Raw genomic sequence first — 18976 nt, 5'->3', positions numbered from 1 at the left:
CGGGCCGGCCGGCCCTCGTCCAGGGCGGGCCGCCCCGGCCGCGAGCCTTCGGCGCACGCGGGCCAGGGCGACCGCGGGCTCGGGGCGGATGGCGGCACTGCTGGTGTCGCCGACGCTCCTGGTGCTGTCGATCGTCGTGCTCTATCCGACGGTCATGGCGCTGAAGGAGTCGCTGTACGGGACGAAGGGACTGGATCCGAAGACCGGCTTCATCCGCACCACCGAGCCCTTCGTGGGGCTGACGAACTACGGCGACGTCTTCGGCGCGGGCGGGGACCGGTTCTGGAACGCCTTCTGGAACACCACCTTCTTCACCGTCGTCACGGTGGGCCTGGAGACGCTGATCGGCGTGGCCATGGCCCTGATCATGCACAAGGCGTTCCGGGGCCGGGCCCTGGTACGGGCCGGCATCCTCGTGCCCTGGGCGGTCCCCACGGCCATCTCCGCCCTGCTGTGGCGATGGATCTTCAACAGCAACGGCATCGCCAACGCCGTCGTCGGTCACCAGATCCTGTGGACCACCGAGGGCTTCCACGCCAAGGTCGCGGTGATCATCGCCGAGGTGTGGAAGACCGCCCCCTTCATCGGACTGCTGGTCCTGGCCGGACTGCAGGTGATCCCGAAGGAGGTCTACGAGGCGGCCCGGATCGACGGGGCAAGTGCCCTGGGGCAGTTCTGGCACATCACCCTGCCCCTGGTGAAACCCGCGCTGCTGGTGGCGGTGCTGTTCCGGTGCCTGGACGCGCTGCGGATGTTCGACCTGCCGTACATCCTCGTCGGCGCACAGAAGAACTCGGTGGAAACCCTGTCCATGCTCGCGCAGAACGAGGCCTCCAACGTCCGCTTCGGACCGGCCTCCGCCTACGCGGTGCTCCTCTTCCTCTACGTCTTTCTCATCGCGCTCGCCTTCGTCCGGCTGCTCGGCGCCGACCTCGTCGGCGGCGGCGCCGCAAGCGGCAGCGAAGGCAGGAACAGACGCAGGCGTATCACGGCGCTGCGCCGAGCGGAGGTGACGGCATGACCCTCACGGCGAAATGGCGGGACCGGCTGCTGTACGTGGGCGTCGCCGCGGTGGTGGCGTACTGCCTGGCCCCGTTCTACTGGATGGTGGTCTCCAGCCTGCGGCGCACCTCGGACATCTTCGACACCTCGCTGCTTCCCGCCCCGGTGTCGTTCGAGAACTACCGGGCAGTGTTCAACCCGTCCCAGGGATTCACTCATGCGCTGCTCAACAGCCTGATCGTCGCCGGCATCACCACCGCACTGGCGCTGCTGCTGGCCACCTTCACCGCCTACGCGATGGCCCGGCTGGAGTTCCGCTTCAAGCGGCTGATCCTCACGTTGATCATCGCCACCTCGATGTTCCCGGTGGTGTCGATCGTGGTCCCGCTGCTGAAGCTGTTCACGGACATCGGCTGGATCAACACCTACCAGGCCATGATCGTGCCGAGCATGTCGTTCGCGCTGCCGCTGGCGGTGTGGAACCTGACCACCTTCTTCCGGCAGATGCCCGACGAGCTGGAGCACGCCGCCATGATCGACGGCTGCACCCGCGGCCAGGCCTTCCGCAGGATCATCGTCCCGCTCGCCGCCCCCGGCATCTTCACCACGGCGATCATCACCTTCATCGCCGCCTGGAACGAGTTCCTCATCGCCCTGTCGATGACCAACAAGCCGGCCATGCAGACGGCACCCGTCTCCATCTCCAAGTTCTCCGGCGCGACCCAGTTCGAGACCCCGTTCGGCAGCCAGATGGCGGCAGGAGTCCTGGTCACCGTCCCCTTGGTGGTCATGGTGCTCCTCTTCCAGCGCCGGATCGTCGCCGGACTCACCGCAGGCGCAGCCAAGTAGACACCCCCGTCCCAGACTCCCGAAGGGCCCACTTCACGCCATGCCCCGCACCGCACCGTGGTGGCGCAGCGCCGTCATCTACCAGGTCTACATCCGCAGTTTCGCCGACGCGAACGGCGACGGTGTCGGCGACATCGCCGGTCTCCGTTCCCGGCTGCCCTACCTCCGGTCGCTCGGCGTCGACGCGATTTGGATCAACCCGTGGTACAAGTCGCCGATGGCGGACCACGGTTACGACGTGGCGGACTACCGCACCATCGACCCGCTCTTCGGCACCCTGGCCGAGGCCGAGCACCTCATCGAGGAAGCGCACCGGCACGGGATCCGCGTCATCCCCGACATCGTGCCCAACCACACCTCCGACCAGCACCCCTGGTTCCGGGCCGCCCTCGCGGCCGGACCCGGCAGCCCGGAACGCGAGCGGTACGTCTTCCGGCCCGGCCGCGGACCCGACGGCGCCGAACCGCCCAATGACTGGGTCTCCTGCTTCGGCGGCCCGGCCTGGACCCGGCTGCCCGACGGCCAGTGGTATCTGCACCTGTTCGCCCCGCAGCAGCCCGACCTCAACTGGCAGCACACCGACGTGCGCCGGGAGTTCGAGTCGATCCTGCGTTTCTGGTTCGGCCGGGGTGTGGACGGGTTCCGCATCGACGTCGCCCACGGACTCGTCAAGCACCCCGAACTGCCCGACCTGCCGCCTCGCCAGGAACCGGCGGTGCCCGGTCCCCTTGCCCCGCGGGAGCCCGCCGAGGAACAGCCCCGGCAGCACGTCGACCACCCCCACTGGGACCGTGACGAGGTCCACGACATCTACCGCGCCTGGCGCACAGTGGCCGACGAGTTCCCCGGCGACCGGTCGTTCGTCGCCGAGGCCTGGGCCGACACCCCCGAACGGCTCGCCGCCTACGTCCGCGAGGACGGCCTGCACACGGCCTTCAACTTCGACTTCCTGATGTCCGGTTGGGACGCGAAGGACCTGCGCGCGGTCATCGACGACTCCCTCGCCATGCTCGGCGCCGTGGGCGCACCGGCCACCTGGGTGCTGTCCAACCACGACGTCATGCGCCACCCCAGCCGCTACGGCCGCGAAAGGGTCAAGCGGTGGACCGCCAACGAGCCCTACCGCCCCCAAGGCCCGGCGGACCTCGAACTGGGCACCCGGCGCGCCCGCGCGGCCGCCCTGCTCATGCTCGCCCTGCCCGGCGGGGCCTACATCTACCAGGGTGAGGAACTGGGCCTGCCCGAGGTCGAGGACCTGCCCGAGGACGTGCTCCAGGACCCCGTCTGGGAGCGGTCCGGACACACCGACCGAGGCCGTGACGGCTGCCGCGTGCCCATCCCGTGGACCGGGAAGGCCACACCGTACGGATTCAGCCCCGAAGACGCCTCCGCAGTACCCTGGCTGCCGCAGCCCGCCGAGTGGGGCGGGCTGAGCGTCCAGGCCCAGACCGGGGACAGGACCTCGATGCTGGAGCTGTACCGCAGCGCCCTGCGGCTGCGCCGCGAGCACCCCGCGCTCGGCGACGGAACCCTCACCTGGCTGGAAACCCCCGAGGCAGTTCTCGCCTTCGGCCGTGACCCCGCCTTCGTGTGCGTGGTCAACCTCTCGGCCGAGGCGTACCGCCTGCCTGCCCACTCCTCGGTCCTGCTGGCGAGCGGACCGGTCGAGAACGGCCTGCTCGCGCCCGACCACGCCGCCTGGCTCGCGGTGTAGACGGCTCGGCCCGGGCCGACCGCCCGAACGGCGCACCACCGGTGGCGGAATGCCGGAGGTGCGCCGTCGCCTTTCCGGCGCCGGACAGTCAGGCACGGGTGACCGGGATGAGTTCCGCCCGGGCCCGGGACGCCGCGCCGACCGCCACGGCGTCGCCGCCCAGGTGGGCGGGCAGCACCCGGATCCGCCGCCCGCTGACCGGGGGCTCGGCGGTCAGCGTGCACCGCACCGACGGCTCCAGGAGCGCCCACGCCCGGCTGACGCCCCCGCCGATCACAAAGGTGGCGACATCCAGCAGGCCCGCGGTGACGAGGATCGCGCGGGCCACGGCGGCGCCGGCGGTCTCGTACACGGCGAACGCGTCGGGGTCGCCGAGGGCCGCCGCCTCGGCGACCCTGCGGGCGGTGCTGCTCCGCCCGGTCCGCTCTGCGTAGCGGGCGGCGATCGACCGGCCGGACGCCAGCGTCTCCAGGTGGCCGCGGCCCCCGCAGGTGCACGGCAGATCGCCGAAGCCGGGCACATGGCCGATCTCGCCGGCCGCGCCGTGCGGGCCGTCGTACAGCCGGCCGTCCAGCCACAGCGCACCGCCGACTCCGGTGCCGAGCGTCATCCCGAGGACATGGCGCCGGCCCACGACCGCGCCCCGCGCGACCTCGCCGCGCAGGAACGCGTTGACGTCGTTGTCCAGGTACGCCGGTACGCCCAGTGCCTCCTCGACCGCTGCCGTCACCGGGAATCCCGCCCAGTCCCGGAAGGAGTCGCTGGCCACGAGGACCCGCCCGGTCCTCGCGTCCACCACACCGGCCGCACCGATCCCGACGCCGAGCAGCCGTCCGGGGGTGCGGTCGAGGAGCAGACGCAGAGCGTCGAGCGCGGCCGAGACCATCGCCGCGCCGCCGTCGTGCGCCGGGGTGGGAACGGCGAACCGGTCGATCACGAAGAGGTCCGCGGTGCACAGCACCACCTCGGTGACCGTCCCTCCGATGTCGACACCGGCGAGCACCTCGGCAGGAACCGTCACGGGGCGGCCCCCCGCCCGAGAGAGGCCCGGCGCCGGCGCTGCAGCACGGGGTCCGGCACGGGCACGGCCGCGATCAGCCGGCGTGTGTACGCCGTCTCGGGGCGCAGCAGCGTGGTCATGGTCGGCCCCTCCTCCTCGACGGCCCCGGCCCGCATGACGACGACCCGCTGCGCGAACTCCTGCACCACGGCCAGATCATGGGAGACGAGCAGCCATGCGAAGCCCAGCTCCCGCTGCAGCTCGGCGATCACTTCGAGCACCGTCCGCTGCACACTCACGTCCAGCGCGCTGGTCGGCTCGTCCGCCACCAGCAGCCGCGGCTGAAGGACCAGGGCCCGAGCGAGACTCACCCGCTGCCGCTGGCCGCCGGACAGCTCGCGCGGCCCGCGCCTCGCCAACCCCGCGGAGAGCCGGACGAGTTCGAGCACCTCGGCGACCCGCGCGCGCCGCTGCGCGGCGGCCATGCCCCGCCGGTGCACGCGCAGCGGCTCGGCCACGCACTCCGCGACGCTCATCCGTGCGTCCAGCGAGGCCGCCGGGTCCTGCAGCACCACGCCCACACCGGACAGCAGCGAGCGCCGAGGCCGTCCACGGGTCCGCGCGAGGTCGCTGCCGAAGAGCGTCACCGAGCCGGCGTCCGGGCGCACGAGCCCCAGGGCGACCCGGGCGGCGGTCGACTTGCCGGAGCCGGACTCGCCGACGAGGCCGACCGTCTCGCCGGCACGGACGGTGAGGGACACGTCCCCGAGCGCCTTGACGCTGCGGCGCCCGCGGCCGAAGCGCACGGAGACGTCCCGGAGTTCCACGACCGGCTCCACTCCGGCCGGCTCCTGCACCCACCCGGCAGGCCGGGGCTTCTCGGTGCACTCGGCAGGCTCGGGCTTCTCGCCGTCCCGGGCGGGTTCCGGCCTCTTGTCGCTCCCGGCGGGCGCGGGTTTCTCCGTGTTTCTGGAGGGTTCCGGCCTCCTGGTGTTCCCGGCGGGCGCGGGTCTCTCCGTGTTCCCGGCCGACTCCGGCCCCTTGGCGTTCCCGGCACGCTGGGGCTTCGCGGCGTCCCCGGCACGTTCCGGCTCGCCCACCCTCAGCCGAGGCACGGCGGCCAGCAGACGCCTGGTGTACTCGTGCGCCGGACGCAGCAGAACCTCCTCCACCGGCCCGGTCTCCACGACCTCGCCCTCCAGCATGACCGCGACCCGGTCGGCGAAGTCCGCGACCACGCCCATGTTGTGCGTGACCAGCAGCACGCCCGTGCCCGAGCCGGCGGCCAATGCCCGAAGCAGATCCAGGATCTCGGCCTGCACGGTGACGTCCAGGGCTGTCGTCGGCTCGTCGGCGATCAGCAGTCCGGGCGAGTTGGCGATCGCCATGGCGATGACGACCCTCTGCCGCTGGCCGCCCGACAGCTGGAACGGAAACGCCGACGCCCGAAGCTCCGGCTCCGCAATGCCGACCCTGCGCAGCAGTCCGACCGCGGTACGGGCGGCCTCGGCGCGGGACAGGGGGCGGTGGTTCCGGACGACCTCCGCGATCTGCGCGCCCACCCGGGTCAGCGGATCCAGCGCGGTGGCCGGCTCCTGGAACACCATGGAGACCGTGCGACCTCGCAGCCCCGCCAGACGGGACTCGTCGGTGCCGACGACCTCGGTGCCGTCGACCGAGATCCGGCCCGCCACACGGGCGTTGCCCGGAAGCAGCCCCGTCGCGGCGAGCGCCACGGTCGACTTCCCGGAGCCCGACTCGCCGACCAGCGCCAGCGTTTCGCCCGGCCGGACATACAGCGACACGTCCCGTACGGCGGGCACGTCGCCCGTGTCGGTCGAGAAGGTCACGGCGAGATCCTCGATCCTGAGGACGGTCATCCGTGCCCCCTCACGTCGAAGGCGTCGCGCAGCCCGTCGCCGATCGCGTTGAACGCACACACCACGAGGATGATCGCCAGGCCCGGCGGAAGGATCAGCCACCAGCGTCCGGAGTACACGGCCGTCAGACCGGCCGACAGCATGCCGCCCCAGTCGGTCGACGGCGGCTGCACGCCGAGGCCGAGATAGGACACGTACGCCACGAGCAGGATCGCGTCGGCGACCTGGAAAGTCGCCGCGACGACGATCGTGGACACCGAGTTGGGCAGGATGTGCCGCCCGATCGCCCTGCCGTGCGTGCCGCCGACGGCGCGCAGGGTCAGCACGTAGTCCCGGCTCTTCAGGGTGAGTGTCTCCGCCCGTACCAGCCGGGACGGCACCAGCCACGACACCAGGCCGAGGACGACGATCAGGCCGAGCGTGTCCGGGGTGGTGATGGCGGAGACGACGAGCAGGATGAACAGTGCCGGAACGGCGATGCCCGCGTCGACGATCCGCATCATCACCGCGTCCACCCAGCCGCCCGCGTAGCCCGCGACCGCGCCCCACAGCGCGCCGACGACGGTGGCGAGGATCCCGGCGGCGAGCCCGACGAGCAGCGAGACCTTGCCGCCGTACATCAGCCGCCCGAACTCGTCGTGCCCGACGGCGTCCGTGCCCAGCGGATGCGCGCCGCTCGGGGCGAGGTTGACCCGGGCCAGATCGGTGTGTGTCTGGTCCGTCGGGTGGATCAGCGGTCCGGCGAAGCAGAAGAGCAGGAAGAGCAGCACCACCAGGAGCCCGGCGACGGCCAGCCTGTTGCAGGCGAAACGGCGCAGCGGCAGGCGGTGGGCCGCCCCCGGCTCGCGGGCCGGAGCGGTCGCGAGTACGGCAGTCATGTCCCCTCCGTCGTCACCCTGGGGTCGACGATCCGCTGCACGATGTCGGCCAGCAGCGTGCCGGTCACCGTCGCGACGGAGATGACGAGGACGCAGCCGAGCAGCACCGGATAGTCGGAGGACTGCGCGGCGCTCCAGAACAGCAGCCCCATGCCGGGGTAGTTGAAGAGCTGTTCGACGACGAGGGCGCCGCCGAAGAGCACGGGCACGTAGTAGCCGAGCATGGCGATCACGGGCGTGAGCGAGTTGCGGAAGACGTGCTTCCACAGGATCGCCGCCGGCCGGGAGCCGCCGGCGCGGGCGGTGCGGACGTAGTCCTCGGCGAGGTTCTCCAGTGTCGCGGCCCGCATGTACCGGCTGAACACGGCGACCATGGACGCGGCCCCGGTGACCACCGGCAGGACGAGGGCCACCGGGTCCGCGAACACCTGGGACAGCGTCGCGCCCTGCGGCCCCTGCGACGGGAACCAGCGCAGGATCTGGGCGAACACCAGGATCAGCAGCAGCCCCAGGAAGTACACGGGCGTCGAGTACGCGACGAAGCCGAGCGTCGTGACGACGTAGTCCACCGGCTTGTTGCGCCGCACCGCCTGCCACATCCCGAGCGGGATCGCCAGCACCAGACCGACCAGCGCGGACAGCACGGTCAGCACCAGGGTCTTCGGCAGACGCTGTTCGATGAGCCGGGAGACGGTGTCGTTGAGGGTGTACGAGGTGCCGAGGTCGCCGTGCAGGAGGGTGCGCAGGTAGTAGAGGTACTGGACGGGCAGCGGCCGGTCCAGACCCTGGTCGTGGTTGAACGCGGCGATCTGCTGGGCCGTGGCCTGCGGGCCGAGGATGCCGCGTGCGGGACCTCCGGGCAGCGCGTGCAGCAGACAGAAGACCACGACCGTGACGACGAGGATCACGGCCAGCGCCTGCAGGAGCCGCCGGGTGAGGTACAGCGTGGTCTCCATGGTCAGCTGCTCCACTTCCACTGTGCCGGGTGGAAGTTGGCGAGGGAGTCCTGGGAGAAGCCCCCCAGGCCGCCCCGGATGACGGAGATCTGGTAGACGGGCTCCGGCAGCCAGATCACCGGCAGGTCCCGGGCGAGGGCCGCGCTGTAGTCCTGGATCGCCCTCGTCGAACTCGACGTCGTGGACCGGGAGACGAGCCTGTCGACCCCGGGGTCGGAGTAGGTGCCGAAGTTCGAGCCGCCCTTGGACTGGAACAGCGAGTCGCCGGTCGGGAAGGCGGGGAAGTACCAACTGCCTGCGGTCCCGAAGAAGGACAGCTGCCACCTGCAGATCGGCTGCCCGGCGGTGCACTGCGGGGTCTGGGAGAGCACCGAGTTCACCGGCGCGGTCCTGATCGAGAACTTGATCCCGGTCTTCGCGAGCGAGGACTGGACGGCGCTCATCATGTTGTCGGTCACCGCCGACCCGGACTGCGACAGCACCCGCATCGCGAACTCGGTCCCCTTGGCGACGCCCGCACCGCACTGCGCCGGGCCGGGGCCGGGGTCCGTGCAGGTCATGACCCCGCCCTGCTCCCTCCAGCCGTGACCGGTGAGCAGTGCACGGGCGGCCCAGGTCGAGAACGGGTATGGGTTCTTGCGCTGCACCGGTGAGACGAACCCGGACGCCTGGCCCTGCGGGACCGGGCCGTATCCGGGCACCGCCGTGCCGTTGAAGATCACCTTTGCCAGGCCGGTCTGGTCGATCGACCGCTGCACGGCCTGCCGGGCGTAGAGCTGCCGGAACACGGCGCCCATGTCGGGGTTGTTGAAGTTGTAGGGCATGTACGTGATCGCCCAGCCGGACCACGGCTTCACCGAGTAGCCCTGGGCGGTGAACCGCTCCTTCTGGTCGAGGTCCGTCGCCTCGATGTAGCCGTAGTCGACGGTTCCCGAGCGCAGCGCGTTCTTCTCGGCGTCCGCCGTGGTGAACGGAAGCAGGTTCACCGTCGGGATGCCGGGCCGCTCACCGCCGTCGTACGCCCGGTTGGCGGTGAGCACCACCTTGCCCGTGGTGGAGAAGGACCGCACAGCGTACGGTCCGCTGATGGTTCTCCACAGGGCGTCCTTCTCGTAACCGGCGATGTTCTTCGCCGCGTTGTTGAGGTACGTCCACACCAGCTTCGCGCCCGCGGCCGTGCGGTCGGCGTCGGACACCCGCGCCGAGGCGCCCGTCCTGTCCCAGACATGCTGCGGCAGCGGGGTGATGCTGCTCAGCTCGTTGGCCAGCATCCACTGGGAGTTGTAGGCCCGGTCGAATCCGAGGGTGAAGTGGCGGGCGTCCGCTGCCTTGAACGACGTCCAGTCGTCGGGCGCCTTGCCGGGGCTGTAGCCCGCCCACTGAGCCTTGTTCGCCTTGATGAGGTTGAACCAGAACTCGACGTCCCTCGACGTGACGGGTCTGCCGTCGCTCCAGTGCCGCTCGCCCAGCGTGATCCGCACGCTCTTGCCGTCGGCGGCGAAGTCGGCGGCGGTGGCTACGGAACCGGCCTTGTTCCAGGCGATCCGGCCGGTGGAGCCGTCGTAGGCGACGAGTGGCTCCCACAGCGTGTTCGCGATGGAGATGTTGTTGGTGTTCAGATGCGCCGCGGTGCCGATCGGGAGGATCCAGTTCGGGGTGAAGTTCGCGGGCAGAGCGTAGTTGACCGAATCGTGGGACGCGGACGACATGCCGCTCGTCCCGGAACAGCCCGCGAGCAGCAGCGTGCCTGCGGAGAGGGAGGCGGCGAGAAACCTCGTGCGAGCAGGGGACATGGTTCACCTCGGGGGAGTGGGAGGGACCGGAGGTGGGCGGGAGGCCAGTCAACGACCGCCGTGTCCGAAGAAACAGACGCTCTGCTGTAAAAAGCCTGTTACTGCTGTTCTGGAAAAAGCGACAAGGGGTGGTCGCAGGCATACGCTCGACGCCTGGACCGTCGAATCCGGAAGTGGTTTCGCCCATGACCGAAAAAAGTCCGCCGCGCAGGAAACACACCATCGGCGTCTCGTCGTTGGCCGAGCGGGTTCTCGAACTCCTCGCCTCCGGACAGGCGTCGACACGCACGGAGCTGGCAGGGCTGCTCGTGGCCGCCCCGTCGACCATCTCGTTCACCGTGAGCCAGCTGCTGGCCCTCGGGCTGGTCGCCGAGGAGGGCACGGTGACCTCGACCGGCGGGCGCCCACGCAAGGCACTGCGCCTCGGCGGCAGCGACGGCTTCGCGGTGGCGGCCGAACTCGGCGGCCGGCACGCCCACATCGGGGTGGTGCTGGCCGGCGGCGGACTCACCGACGTGTCCACCGTGCCGTTCGCGACGGCCGAGGGTCCCGAGGCCGCGCTGCCCGGACTGGCGGCGACTCTTGAGCAGCTCGCCGAGCAGCATGGCCGACTCGTACTGAAGGGCGTCGGCCTCTCGCTGCCCGGCCCGGTCGACCTCGCCTCCGGTGTCGTCACGCTCCCGTCCCGGATGCCCGGCTGGAACCGCTTCCCCGTCCGCGCCTGGCTGGAGGACCGCTTCGGGGTCCCCGCGGCGATCGAGAACGACGCCAACTGCATGGCCGTCGGTGAGCACATCGTGCAGCCCGCCGAGCGCCGCCAGTCCATCATGGTGAAGGCCGGTACGGCGATCGGCGCGGGCGTGATCACCGACGGACGGCTCTACCGGGGAGGTTCGGGCGCCGCCGGCGAGATCACCCACGTCCGCGTCGAGGCCGCCCACGACATCCCCTGCTCCTGCGGCAACACCGGCTGTCTGGAGACCGTGGCCTCCGGGGCCGCGCTCGTGCGGATCCTGCGCGAGCGGGGACTTGGGGTGACGTCCACCGAGGACGTCGTGCAACTCGCCTCGGACGCCGACCCCGAAGCCACGCGGGCGGTCCGCCAGGCCGGGCGGTACCTCGGCATGGTGCTGGCCGCCAACGTCAACTTCTTCAACCCGGACGCGGTGTATCTCGGCGGGATCCTGTCCACGCTCGAACCCTTCGTGGCCGCCGTGCGGAGCCAGTTGTACGAGGGCTGCCATCCGCTGGTGACCGAGCATCTGACGATCGGGAGAGCGAGCCTCGGGGCCGACGCGGGGCTGGTCGGCGCGGGTCAGTCCGCACTGCAGCGGGCCCTCGCCGAGGCATTGCGCGCGGCCACCGGCCACCACCACTCCTGAGGCCGGGCCCGGACGGCCGATCCGGTCATCACCCCCGAGGCCGGGCACCGGCAGCCGATCCGGCCATCACCCCCCCGACTCAGCCAGCGGAGGAGCCATGCCACCATCCCGTCCCGTGATCGCCGTTGCCGGTCTCGGCATCGAGTCGTCCACCTTCTCCCCGGCCCGCACCGAGTCCGCCGCCTTCCACCCGCAGCGGGGCGGCGACGTCCTCACCCGCTACCCGTTCCTGGCGCCCGGGACTCCGCTGCGCACCGCCGCCGACTGGCGCGGGGCGCTGGTCGGCAAGGCCCTGCCAGGAGGCACGGTGACGGCATCCGCGTACGCCGACCTGTCCGACGAACTGGTCGCGAAGCTCGCGGAGTTGGGGCCCATCGACGGCCTCTGGTACGACATCCACGGGGCGATGACCGTCGAAGGCATGGACGACGCGGAGGCGGAACTGCTGGCGCGCATGCGCCGAACCGTCGGCCCGGACGTGATCGTCTCGACCTCCATGGACCTGCACGGCAATGTCTCCCGTGCCCTGGTCCATCTGACCGACCTGATCACCTGCTATCGCATGGCCCCGCACGAGGACGCCGTGCAGACCAAGGAGCGCGCCGCCCGCAACCTCGTCGGACAACTGACGGGCGGCGGACCCCGTCCGGTGAAGGCGTGGATCCCGGTGCCGGTACTGCTGGCCGGCGAGCAGACCTCGACCCGGATCGAGCCCGCCAGGAGTGTCTACGCGGCCGTCGAGGAGGTAGAGGCCACCGAGGGGGTGACCGACGCGGCGATCTGGGTCGGCTACGCCTGGGCGGACGAACCGCGCAACCGGGCCGCCGTGGTCGTCACCGGTCCCGACGGGACCGCTGTCACCGCCGGTGCCGAGCGTCTGGCCCGCGGCTTCTGGGAGGCGCGGCACGACTTCGCCTTCGTCGCCCCCACCGGCACCCTCGGCGTCTGCCTCGACGAGGCACTCGCCTCAGCGGCACGCCCCTACTTCATCAGCGACACGGGCGACAACCCGACGGCGGGCGGCGCGGGCGACGTGACGTGGGGCCTTCGGCACGTGTTGGCGCGCCCGGAGTTCCAGGACCCGTCCGGCCCGACCGTGCTGTACGCCTCCCTGCCGGGACCGTCCGCGGTCGACACGGCTGTGCGGGCGGGCGTCGGCGCCACGGTCACCGTCACCGCGGGCGCGGACGTCGACGACCGGCACGCCGGACCGCTCACCCTGACCGGCGTGGTGCACGCGGTACGGCACGGTGACCGGGACGCACACACGGAGGCGGTCCTGCGCGTCGGCGGCGTGTACGTGATCCTGACCCGGCTGCGCAAGCCGTACCACCACGAACACGACTTCACCGACCTGGAGCTGGACCCGCGCACGGCCGACGTCGTCATCGTCAAGATCGGCTACCTGGAACCGGAACTCTTCGCCATGGCCGCCGGATGGAAGATGGCACTCACACCGGGCGGCGTCGACCAGGACCTGCTGCGACTCGGCCACCGTCGCATCCGCCGGCCGATGTTCCCCTTCGACCCGCAGATGCCCGACCCTGACCTCACGGCCCGGATCATCGCCTCCTCGCACCGCCCGCTCGGCGGGCCCGACGAGTGAGACGCTCTCCGCTCGGGCTCGCAGCAGCAGACACCGGTCCCGACGTCCGTGCGCACCCGCAACCGCCCCTTCGCCCCCCGGCCGCCGCTGCTCCTCGGCGGCCCACCGCCGTACCCACTCGGGGCCCAGCGCCGCGCTGTCGCGGCGCTTCACCGGCCTCGTCGGCGAGCCGCCGCCGGCCCACCTCACCCGCGGGCGCCCCGAACTGGCCGGCCGGCGCCTCCGCGACACCACCGACTCACTGCCCGGCGTCGCGAAGAGTGTCGGTGCCCGGCGTCGCGAAGAGCGTCGGCCATGCCTCGGTGTCGGCGTTCTCCCGCGCCTTCGCGCGGCAGTGGGGAACGCCGCCGAGCCGCGACCGCGCCGACCGCCGCCCGATCTGACACCCACGTGTCCGTGCAGGCCGGGGCACCGCCGCCCGCACCGCGGCCGGCTGCGGCGCGAGGGCGGTTCCCATGAGGACGGGCCTTCGGTCTCAGCCGGTGTCAGCAGATGTTCTGGACGTACCAGACCGGGGCCCAGCTTCCGTGGGCGTCCGAGGACGGCGCGCCCTTGGTCGTGAAGATCAACTTCTTGTGCTTGTCGAACATCTTCGTCACCGTGCCGTGGGTCTGGTTGTTGTACCAGGACCCTCCGCGGCCCATGCCGTCGGGGATCGCCTGCATGTAGCAGTCCTTGTACCTGAATCCGAGCTGCTTGAAGTCGGACTGCTTGTAGCCGCAGAAGTAGCCCTTGGGACAGTCGGCCGGCGCGGACCGAACGGCGGGCTGCGCGGCGCTCGACGGAGCCGTGGACAACGCCACGGCCGCCACCGCTCCGGCGGCCACGAGAAGGCGCCGCAGAGATGTCCGGCGGGTGGAGTTCAGCATGTGAGTTCCCTTCTGTACCTGCTCGACGAAGACGGAACCGAGTGGAGCGGACCAGCGGGGGCCACGGTGCGTGACCGCAGCAGTCCCTCCACCGAGCCCCGCGGCGATCGGCGTTCGTGCCGGGGCGCCCTGGGCTCGCATCACTGATCCCAGCGGACCGGCGCATTGTTCGTCAGTACGTTCCGGGCGGGCAAACAATGGCCGGAGGTGATTCTTCCGGGGCCGCGCACATCACCCGTAGCGTGGCCGGGGCCAACACGGGGCGGTTCACGGGGGTGTGGGGTGGCGGGTCGCCGTGAGGTGCCGGTCGATCCGGAGGCGGGGCCGGTGCAGCGGTTCGCGTTCGAGCTGCGCAAGCTGCGGGCGGAGGCGGGCGGGACCACTTATCGGATGCTGGCACAGCGGGCGGGATATTCGGCGACGACGTTGTCCCAGGCGGCTGCGGGTGAACGGCTGCCGTCGCTGCCCGTGGTCCTGGCCTACGCGACCGCCTGCGGAGGTGACGCGGCACAGTGGGAAGCCCGGTGGCGGGAGGCGGTGCAGGAGGCCGCCGCCCTGGACCGGGAGGAGCCCGGGGAGGAGCCGGACCCGCCGTACCAGGGGCTCGCCCGGTTCGAGTACGGGGACAGCGACCGCTTCTTCGGCCGTGACCGGCTCACCGGTGAGCTGCTGGATCTCGTGCGCCGCCGGCCGTTCGCGGCGCTGTTCGGCCCGTCGGGCATCGGCAAGTCCTCTCTGCTGCGGGCGGGTCTGGTGCCCGCCCTGCGGGAGCGGAGCGCGTCGGGTCCGCGCCTGGCGGCGATCCGGGTTCTCAACCCCGGTGAGCACCCCTTCCGCGACCACGGCCATCTCCTCACGCCCGCGGCATGCGAGGACGGCGCGGACACGCTGGTCGTCGTCGACCAGTTCGAGGAGGTGTTCACCCTCTGCAGGGACAGGGAACGCGCCCGGTTCATCGACCTCATGCTGACCGCACGCGACCCGGGCAGCCGGTTACGGGTCCTCATCGCGGTCCGCGCCGACTTCTACGGCCACTGCGCCGACCACGGCGACCTGGCCGACGCGCTGCGCGACGCCCATCTGCTGGCGGGCCCGATGAGCCAGGCCGAGCTGCGCGAGGCGGTGGTGAGGCCGGCGTCGGCGCGCGGTGTGGTCGTGGAACGCGCACTGACGGCACGGCTGGTGGAGGAGGCCGCCACCGCGCCGGGCGGACTGCCCCTGATGTCGCATGTGCTGCTGGAGACCTGGCGACGGCGGCGGGGCTGCAGGCTGACCCTGGAGGGCTATCGGTCCGCCGGGGGCCTGGACGGCGCCATCGCCAAGACCGCCGAGAACGTCCATCGGCGCTTCACGCCACAGCAGGCGGAACTGGCCCGCCGGATCCTGCTCCGGCTCGTCGCCCCGGGCGAGGGAACCCCGGACATGCGCCGCCCCGCCCCGCTCGCCGAACTGGACGGCGGTCCTGACGGTGGGCAGACCGCCCTCGTCCTGGAGAGGCTGGCCCGCGCCCGGCTGCTGACCCTCGACCAGGACACCGCCGAACTCGCCCACGAGGCGCTCATCACCGGCTGGCCCCGGTTGCGCCAGTGGATCGACGAGGCCCGCGAAGACCTGCGCGTTCAACGGCAACTGACGGAGGCGACCCGGCTCTGGGAACAGCTGGGACGCGACCCGGGCACGGTGTACCGGGGCGCACGCCTGGCGGTGGCCGCCGCACTGCCCCGGTCCTGTCTTTCCGCCGGTGAACGGGAGTTCCTCGACGCCGGCCTTGCCGCCCGGCTCGCCGAAGAGGCAGCGGCACGGCGCCGCACCCGTCTGCGGAACCGGGCAGTCGCCCTGCTCGGCGTTCTGTCCCTGCTGGCCACGGTGACCGCCCTCTACGCGGTCCATGCGCAGCGCACGGCGGACCTGCAGCGGGACGTCGCCAGGTCACGGGAACTCGCGGCAAGGTCCGAGGCGGTGCTTCCCCGACTGCCGGAGGCGGCCATGATGCTGGCGCTCAAGGGCTATCGGACAGCACCCACGGTCGAGGCCCGCGGCAGTCTGCTCAGTTCCTACGCCAGGTACACGGCCGACCAGCTGACCGGCCACACCGCCGCCGTCCGGACGCTGGCCTTCAGCCCCGACGGCCGTACTCTGGCCACGGCCGGCACCGACCACAGCGTCAAACTCTGGGACACCGGCACGCACCGGTCGGCCGCAACGCTGACCGGGCACACCGACACGGTGACCGGCGCAGCCTTCAGCCCGGACGGCCGCACCCTTGCCACGGCCGGCGCCGACCACAGCGTCAAACTCTGGGACACCCGCGCACAGCGGGAGACCGCCACGCTCACGGGCCACGGCAACACCGTCAACGCCGTGGCGTTCGGTTCGGACGGACACACACTGGCGACCGGAAGCTCCGACGGCACGGTCAGGCTCTGGGACACGGCCACGCGGCGGACGACGTCCGTCCTCGACGAACACACCGGGGCCGTCATGACGGTGTCCTTCTCGCCCGACGGCACCGTCCTGGCCGCGGCCGGTACCGACCGCAAGGTACACCTGTGGTCCGTGGCGTCGCGGCGGGTCACCCGCATTCTCACCGGGTCCAAGGACACCGTCCGCGCACTGGCCTTCTCGCCGAGCGGGCAGACCGTGGTGGCGGCCGGTGACGACGGCGTGGCCAGACTGTGGAGCGTCACAGCACCACGACCCCCTGCTGTCCTCGATCCGCGCGGGGACTCGTTGACCGCCGCGGCGTTCTCACCGGACGGCCGCACCCTGGCCACCGCGGGCCTGGACGGCGTCAGGCTCTGGGACACCCGCACACACCGGAGGACCGGCCGCCTGCCCGTGACCGGGAACGCGGTGGCGTTCAGCCCGGACGGCCGCAATCTCGCCACCGCCGACCAGGACGGGGGAGTGCAGCTGTGGAACACGGCGACCCGCCGGAAGACCGCGACGCTCGGCGACACCGCGGCGGGCAGCCGGGCTGCCTTCAGCCCGGACGGCCACACCCTCGCCACCACCTTCACCGACGGCACGGTGCTGCTCCGGGACCTCTCCCGGCACCGGCAGACCGCCGCCTGGAAGGCGGGACCGGGCGCCGCATGGGGGGTGGCCTTCAGCCCCGACGGCCGTACGCTCGCCACCGGCGGCTACGACCACACGGTGCGCCTGTGGAACGCATCGACGCACCGCCAGACCGCCGTCCTCACCGGACACACCTCCACCGTCCTCGCGGTGGCCTTCAGTCCCGACGGCCGCACACTGGCAACGGGAGCCTACGACGGGACGATGCGCCTGTGGGACGTCGCTGAGCGTCGGACCGCGGCCGTACTCCACGGGCACACGGACGCGGTGATGTCGCTGTCGTTCAGTGCGGACGGCGGCACCCTCGCCTCTGGCGGCAGCGACCGGACCGTGCGGCTGTGGAGTGTGGCCGGCCGCCGTGGCGTCGCCGTGCTCCACGGGCACACGGACGCCGTCAACGCGGTGGGGTTCAGTCCGGACGGCGGCACCCTCGCCTCTGGCGGCAGCGACCGGACCGTGCGGCTGTGGAACGTTGCCGGCCGCCGTGGCACGGCCGTACTCCACGGGCACAGCGACATCGTCTCGGGAGACTCCTTCACCCCTGACGGGCATACGGTGATCACCGGGAGCTACGACCGCACGGTAAGGCTGTGGCAGGTGGATACGGCCCGGACGACCGCTGTCCTCGACGGCGAACGCGACAGCATCGTCGCGACGGCCCTGAGCCCTGACGGCCGGACCCTCGCAACCATAGGCGGCAGCGTCGGCGATCGACGGGTATGGAGCCTGGACCCGGAGCGGACGGCCGGGCGCATCTGCCGGGCCGGCCGAACACACCACTGGGCCGAGCTGCTGGCCGATCCCCCGGGGACGCCTGCCACTTGCCGAGACGCACACCCGTGATGCGAGGGCGGGGAGACCGCACGGTCCCCACGCCCTCGCGACCCGATGACCGACGGTGTGACGCGCATCATGGATCTGGACTGAGTCCAATCCGGGATTCATTCCGTACTCATGCCCAGAAGCTGACGCAGGGGGCGTCAGCTGGGATACGGGGAGACAAAGGAATCATGGGTATGAACGGGATGTTCCCGATGCGGCGCGCGGGCCTGACCATCGTCGCGGTCGCAGTGGCCGCCACCGGCGGCATCGCCGCCGCAGCGAACCCGGCCCACGCCACCACGGGCCACACCGGCAAGCACGCGACCATCCTCGCCACCGCCCTGCGGGGCGCCAACGAGGTGCCCGTCGCGGGCGGGCCGGGCGTCGGGGACAAGGACGGTGCCGCGCTCGAGTTCATCAAGGTCCAGGGCAACAAGGTGTCCGTCGCCGTGACCTGGCGCCACACCGGCAGGCCGACCTCGCTCCACATCCACCAGGGCGCCAAGGGCACCAACGGCAGCGTCAAGATCGACTTCGGCAGGCTGCTTCACAAGGCCAAGGGCCACACCATCACCGGCACCGTGAAGGTGAACGACCCGGCCCTGCTCAAGAAGCTCACCACCGACCCCGGTTCCTTCTATGCGAACCTGCACACGGCCGCATTCCCGGGCGGCGCCGTCCGCGGTCAGCTGCACAAGGTCACCACGGTCGTCACCTCCCGCACCGCTGCGCACGGCTTCGAGGCCTCCGTGGTCAAGGGCAAGCAGATCTACGAGTGCAAGCCGGCCGACGGCGGTGGCTACGCCTTCGCCCAGCGGGACGTCCGAGCCCTGCTCGGCGGCTCCATCCGGCACTCCTTCGTCAAGCCCAACTCCGGCACGCCGCAGTGGATCGCGCCGGACGGCAGCGCCGTCACCGGTGCCGTGATCGGCAAGACACCCAACGGCGAGGGCAACATTCCCGAACTCGACCTCAAGGCCACCCCGTCGGGCAGGCATCACGGACTGCTCGCCGGCACCACGGAGATCCTGCGACTGAACACCGTCGGCGGAGTCGCCCCGACCGGGTCCTGCACCCCGGGCTCGATCGCCTCGGTGCCCTACCAGGCGGACTACGTCTTCGTGCAGAGCTGATCCCGGGTCACAGT

The 18976-nt window shown here is 71.5% G+C and carries 13 protein-coding genes; 7 read left to right on the top strand and 6 right to left on the bottom strand.

Going from position 1 to position 18976, the window contains the following annotated elements; all coding sequences use genetic code 11:
- The 3 genes from AB0H32_RS27895 to AB0H32_RS27885 all read left to right on the top strand — a co-directional run.
- On the top strand, positions 1–1021 hold a 1021-nt coding region (locus tag AB0H32_RS27895), incomplete at its 5' end, for a sugar ABC transporter permease (RefSeq protein WP_361125545.1).
- Positions 1018–1851 carry a carbohydrate ABC transporter permease gene (locus AB0H32_RS27890; protein ID WP_361125542.1) on the top strand — a complete coding sequence of 278 codons (834 nt, stop codon included), beginning with the start codon at positions 1018–1020 and terminating at the stop codon, positions 1849–1851. The genes AB0H32_RS27895 and AB0H32_RS27890, both read left to right, overlap by 4 nt.
- Positions 1852–1891: 40 nt before the next feature.
- Complete coding sequence (locus AB0H32_RS27885) at positions 1892–3565, top strand: glycoside hydrolase family 13 protein (RefSeq protein WP_361125539.1); 1674 nt, start codon at positions 1892–1894, stop codon at positions 3563–3565.
- Positions 3566–3653: 88 nt separating this feature from the next.
- On the opposite strand, the gene AB0H32_RS27880 is transcribed toward AB0H32_RS27885, so the two are convergent.
- The 5 genes from AB0H32_RS27880 to AB0H32_RS27860 are packed head-to-tail and all read right to left on the bottom strand — an operon-like array spanning position 3654 to position 10072.
- Positions 3654–4586 (bottom strand): ROK family protein, encoded by a 933-nt coding sequence (locus tag AB0H32_RS27880; protein WP_361125536.1) that lies wholly within the window; start codon positions 4584–4586, stop codon positions 3654–3656.
- The gene (locus AB0H32_RS27875) at positions 4583–6445 is read right to left on the bottom strand and encodes an ABC transporter ATP-binding protein (RefSeq protein WP_361125531.1); all 1863 of its coding nucleotides are present in this window, start codon (positions 6443–6445) and stop codon (positions 4583–4585) included. Before AB0H32_RS27875 ends, AB0H32_RS27880 begins: the two co-directional genes overlap by 4 nt.
- Positions 6442–7323, bottom strand: coding sequence for an ABC transporter permease (locus AB0H32_RS27870; protein WP_361125528.1), 882 nt, complete (start codon positions 7321–7323; stop codon positions 6442–6444). Before AB0H32_RS27870 ends, AB0H32_RS27875 begins: the two co-directional genes overlap by 4 nt.
- Entirely contained in the window at positions 7320–8279 is a 960-nt protein-coding gene (locus tag AB0H32_RS27865) for an ABC transporter permease (protein WP_361125525.1), read from the bottom strand. The genes AB0H32_RS27870 and AB0H32_RS27865 overlap by 4 nt, the downstream gene beginning before the upstream one ends.
- A 2-nt stretch (positions 8280–8281) precedes the next feature.
- Positions 8282–10072 carry a peptide ABC transporter substrate-binding protein gene (locus tag AB0H32_RS27860; RefSeq protein WP_361125522.1) on the bottom strand — a complete coding sequence of 597 codons (1791 nt, stop codon included), beginning with the start codon at positions 10070–10072 and terminating at the stop codon, positions 8282–8284.
- A 185-nt stretch (positions 10073–10257) separates the two neighbouring features.
- Here AB0H32_RS27860 and AB0H32_RS27855 point away from each other — a divergent pair, with 185 nt between their 5' ends.
- Both AB0H32_RS27855 and AB0H32_RS27850 read left to right on the top strand, forming a co-directional pair.
- Positions 10258–11454 (top strand): ROK family protein, encoded by a 1197-nt coding sequence (locus AB0H32_RS27855; protein ID WP_361125519.1) that lies wholly within the window; start codon positions 10258–10260, stop codon positions 11452–11454.
- Positions 11455–11551: 97 nt separating this feature from the next.
- Positions 11552–13060: a M81 family metallopeptidase gene (locus AB0H32_RS27850; protein WP_361125516.1), complete on the top strand. Its 1509-nt coding sequence runs from the start codon at positions 11552–11554 to the stop codon at positions 13058–13060.
- Positions 13061–13545: 485 nt separating this feature from the next.
- Here the strand turns inward: AB0H32_RS27850 and AB0H32_RS27845 are convergent, their stop codons facing one another.
- Positions 13546–13929 (bottom strand): hypothetical protein, encoded by a 384-nt coding sequence (locus AB0H32_RS27845; RefSeq protein WP_361125513.1) that lies wholly within the window; start codon positions 13927–13929, stop codon positions 13546–13548.
- Between the two features lie 282 nt (positions 13930–14211).
- Between AB0H32_RS27845 and AB0H32_RS27840 the strand changes: the two genes are divergently transcribed.
- Entirely contained in the window at positions 14212–17850 is a 3639-nt protein-coding gene (locus tag AB0H32_RS27840; protein WP_361125510.1) for a helix-turn-helix domain-containing protein, read from the top strand.
- A gap of 173 nt (positions 17851–18023) precedes the next feature.
- Positions 18024–18962 carry a CHRD domain-containing protein gene (locus AB0H32_RS27835; protein WP_361125507.1) on the top strand — a complete coding sequence of 313 codons (939 nt, stop codon included), beginning with the start codon at positions 18024–18026 and terminating at the stop codon, positions 18960–18962.
- Positions 18963–18976 lie beyond the last annotated feature (14 nt).

It is taken from the genome of Streptomyces sp. NPDC020362 (genome assembly GCF_040642095.1).
Taxonomy (GTDB): Bacteria; Actinomycetota; Actinomycetes; order Streptomycetales; family Streptomycetaceae; genus Streptomyces.
This window is presented reverse-complemented; position numbering and strand designations above follow the sequence as displayed.

Bases quoted from the DNA above. Each gene is read 5' to 3' on its own strand.
- AB0H32_RS27890 (WP_361125542.1), top strand. From the start codon at position 1,018: ATGACCCTCACGGCGAAATGGCGGGACCGGCTGCTGTACGTGGGCGTC.
- AB0H32_RS27885 (WP_361125539.1), top strand. From the start codon at position 1,892: ATGCCCCGCACCGCACCGTGGTGGCGCAGCGCCGTCATCTACCAGGTC.
- AB0H32_RS27875 (WP_361125531.1), bottom strand. From the start codon at position 6,445: ATGACCGTCCTCAGGATCGAGGATCTCGCCGTGACCTTCTCGACCGAC.
- AB0H32_RS27870 (WP_361125528.1), bottom strand. From the start codon at position 7,323: ATGACTGCCGTACTCGCGACCGCTCCGGCCCGCGAGCCGGGGGCGGCC.
- AB0H32_RS27865 (WP_361125525.1), bottom strand. From the start codon at position 8,279: ATGGAGACCACGCTGTACCTCACCCGGCGGCTCCTGCAGGCGCTGGCC.
- AB0H32_RS27860 (WP_361125522.1), bottom strand. From the start codon at position 10,072: ATGTCCCCTGCTCGCACGAGGTTTCTCGCCGCCTCCCTCTCCGCAGGC.
- AB0H32_RS27855 (WP_361125519.1), top strand. From the start codon at position 10,258: ATGACCGAAAAAAGTCCGCCGCGCAGGAAACACACCATCGGCGTCTCG.
- AB0H32_RS27850 (WP_361125516.1), top strand. From the start codon at position 11,552: ATGCCACCATCCCGTCCCGTGATCGCCGTTGCCGGTCTCGGCATCGAG.
- AB0H32_RS27845 (WP_361125513.1), bottom strand. From the start codon at position 13,929: ATGCTGAACTCCACCCGCCGGACATCTCTGCGGCGCCTTCTCGTGGCC.
- AB0H32_RS27835 (WP_361125507.1), top strand. From the start codon at position 18,024: ATGAACGGGATGTTCCCGATGCGGCGCGCGGGCCTGACCATCGTCGCG.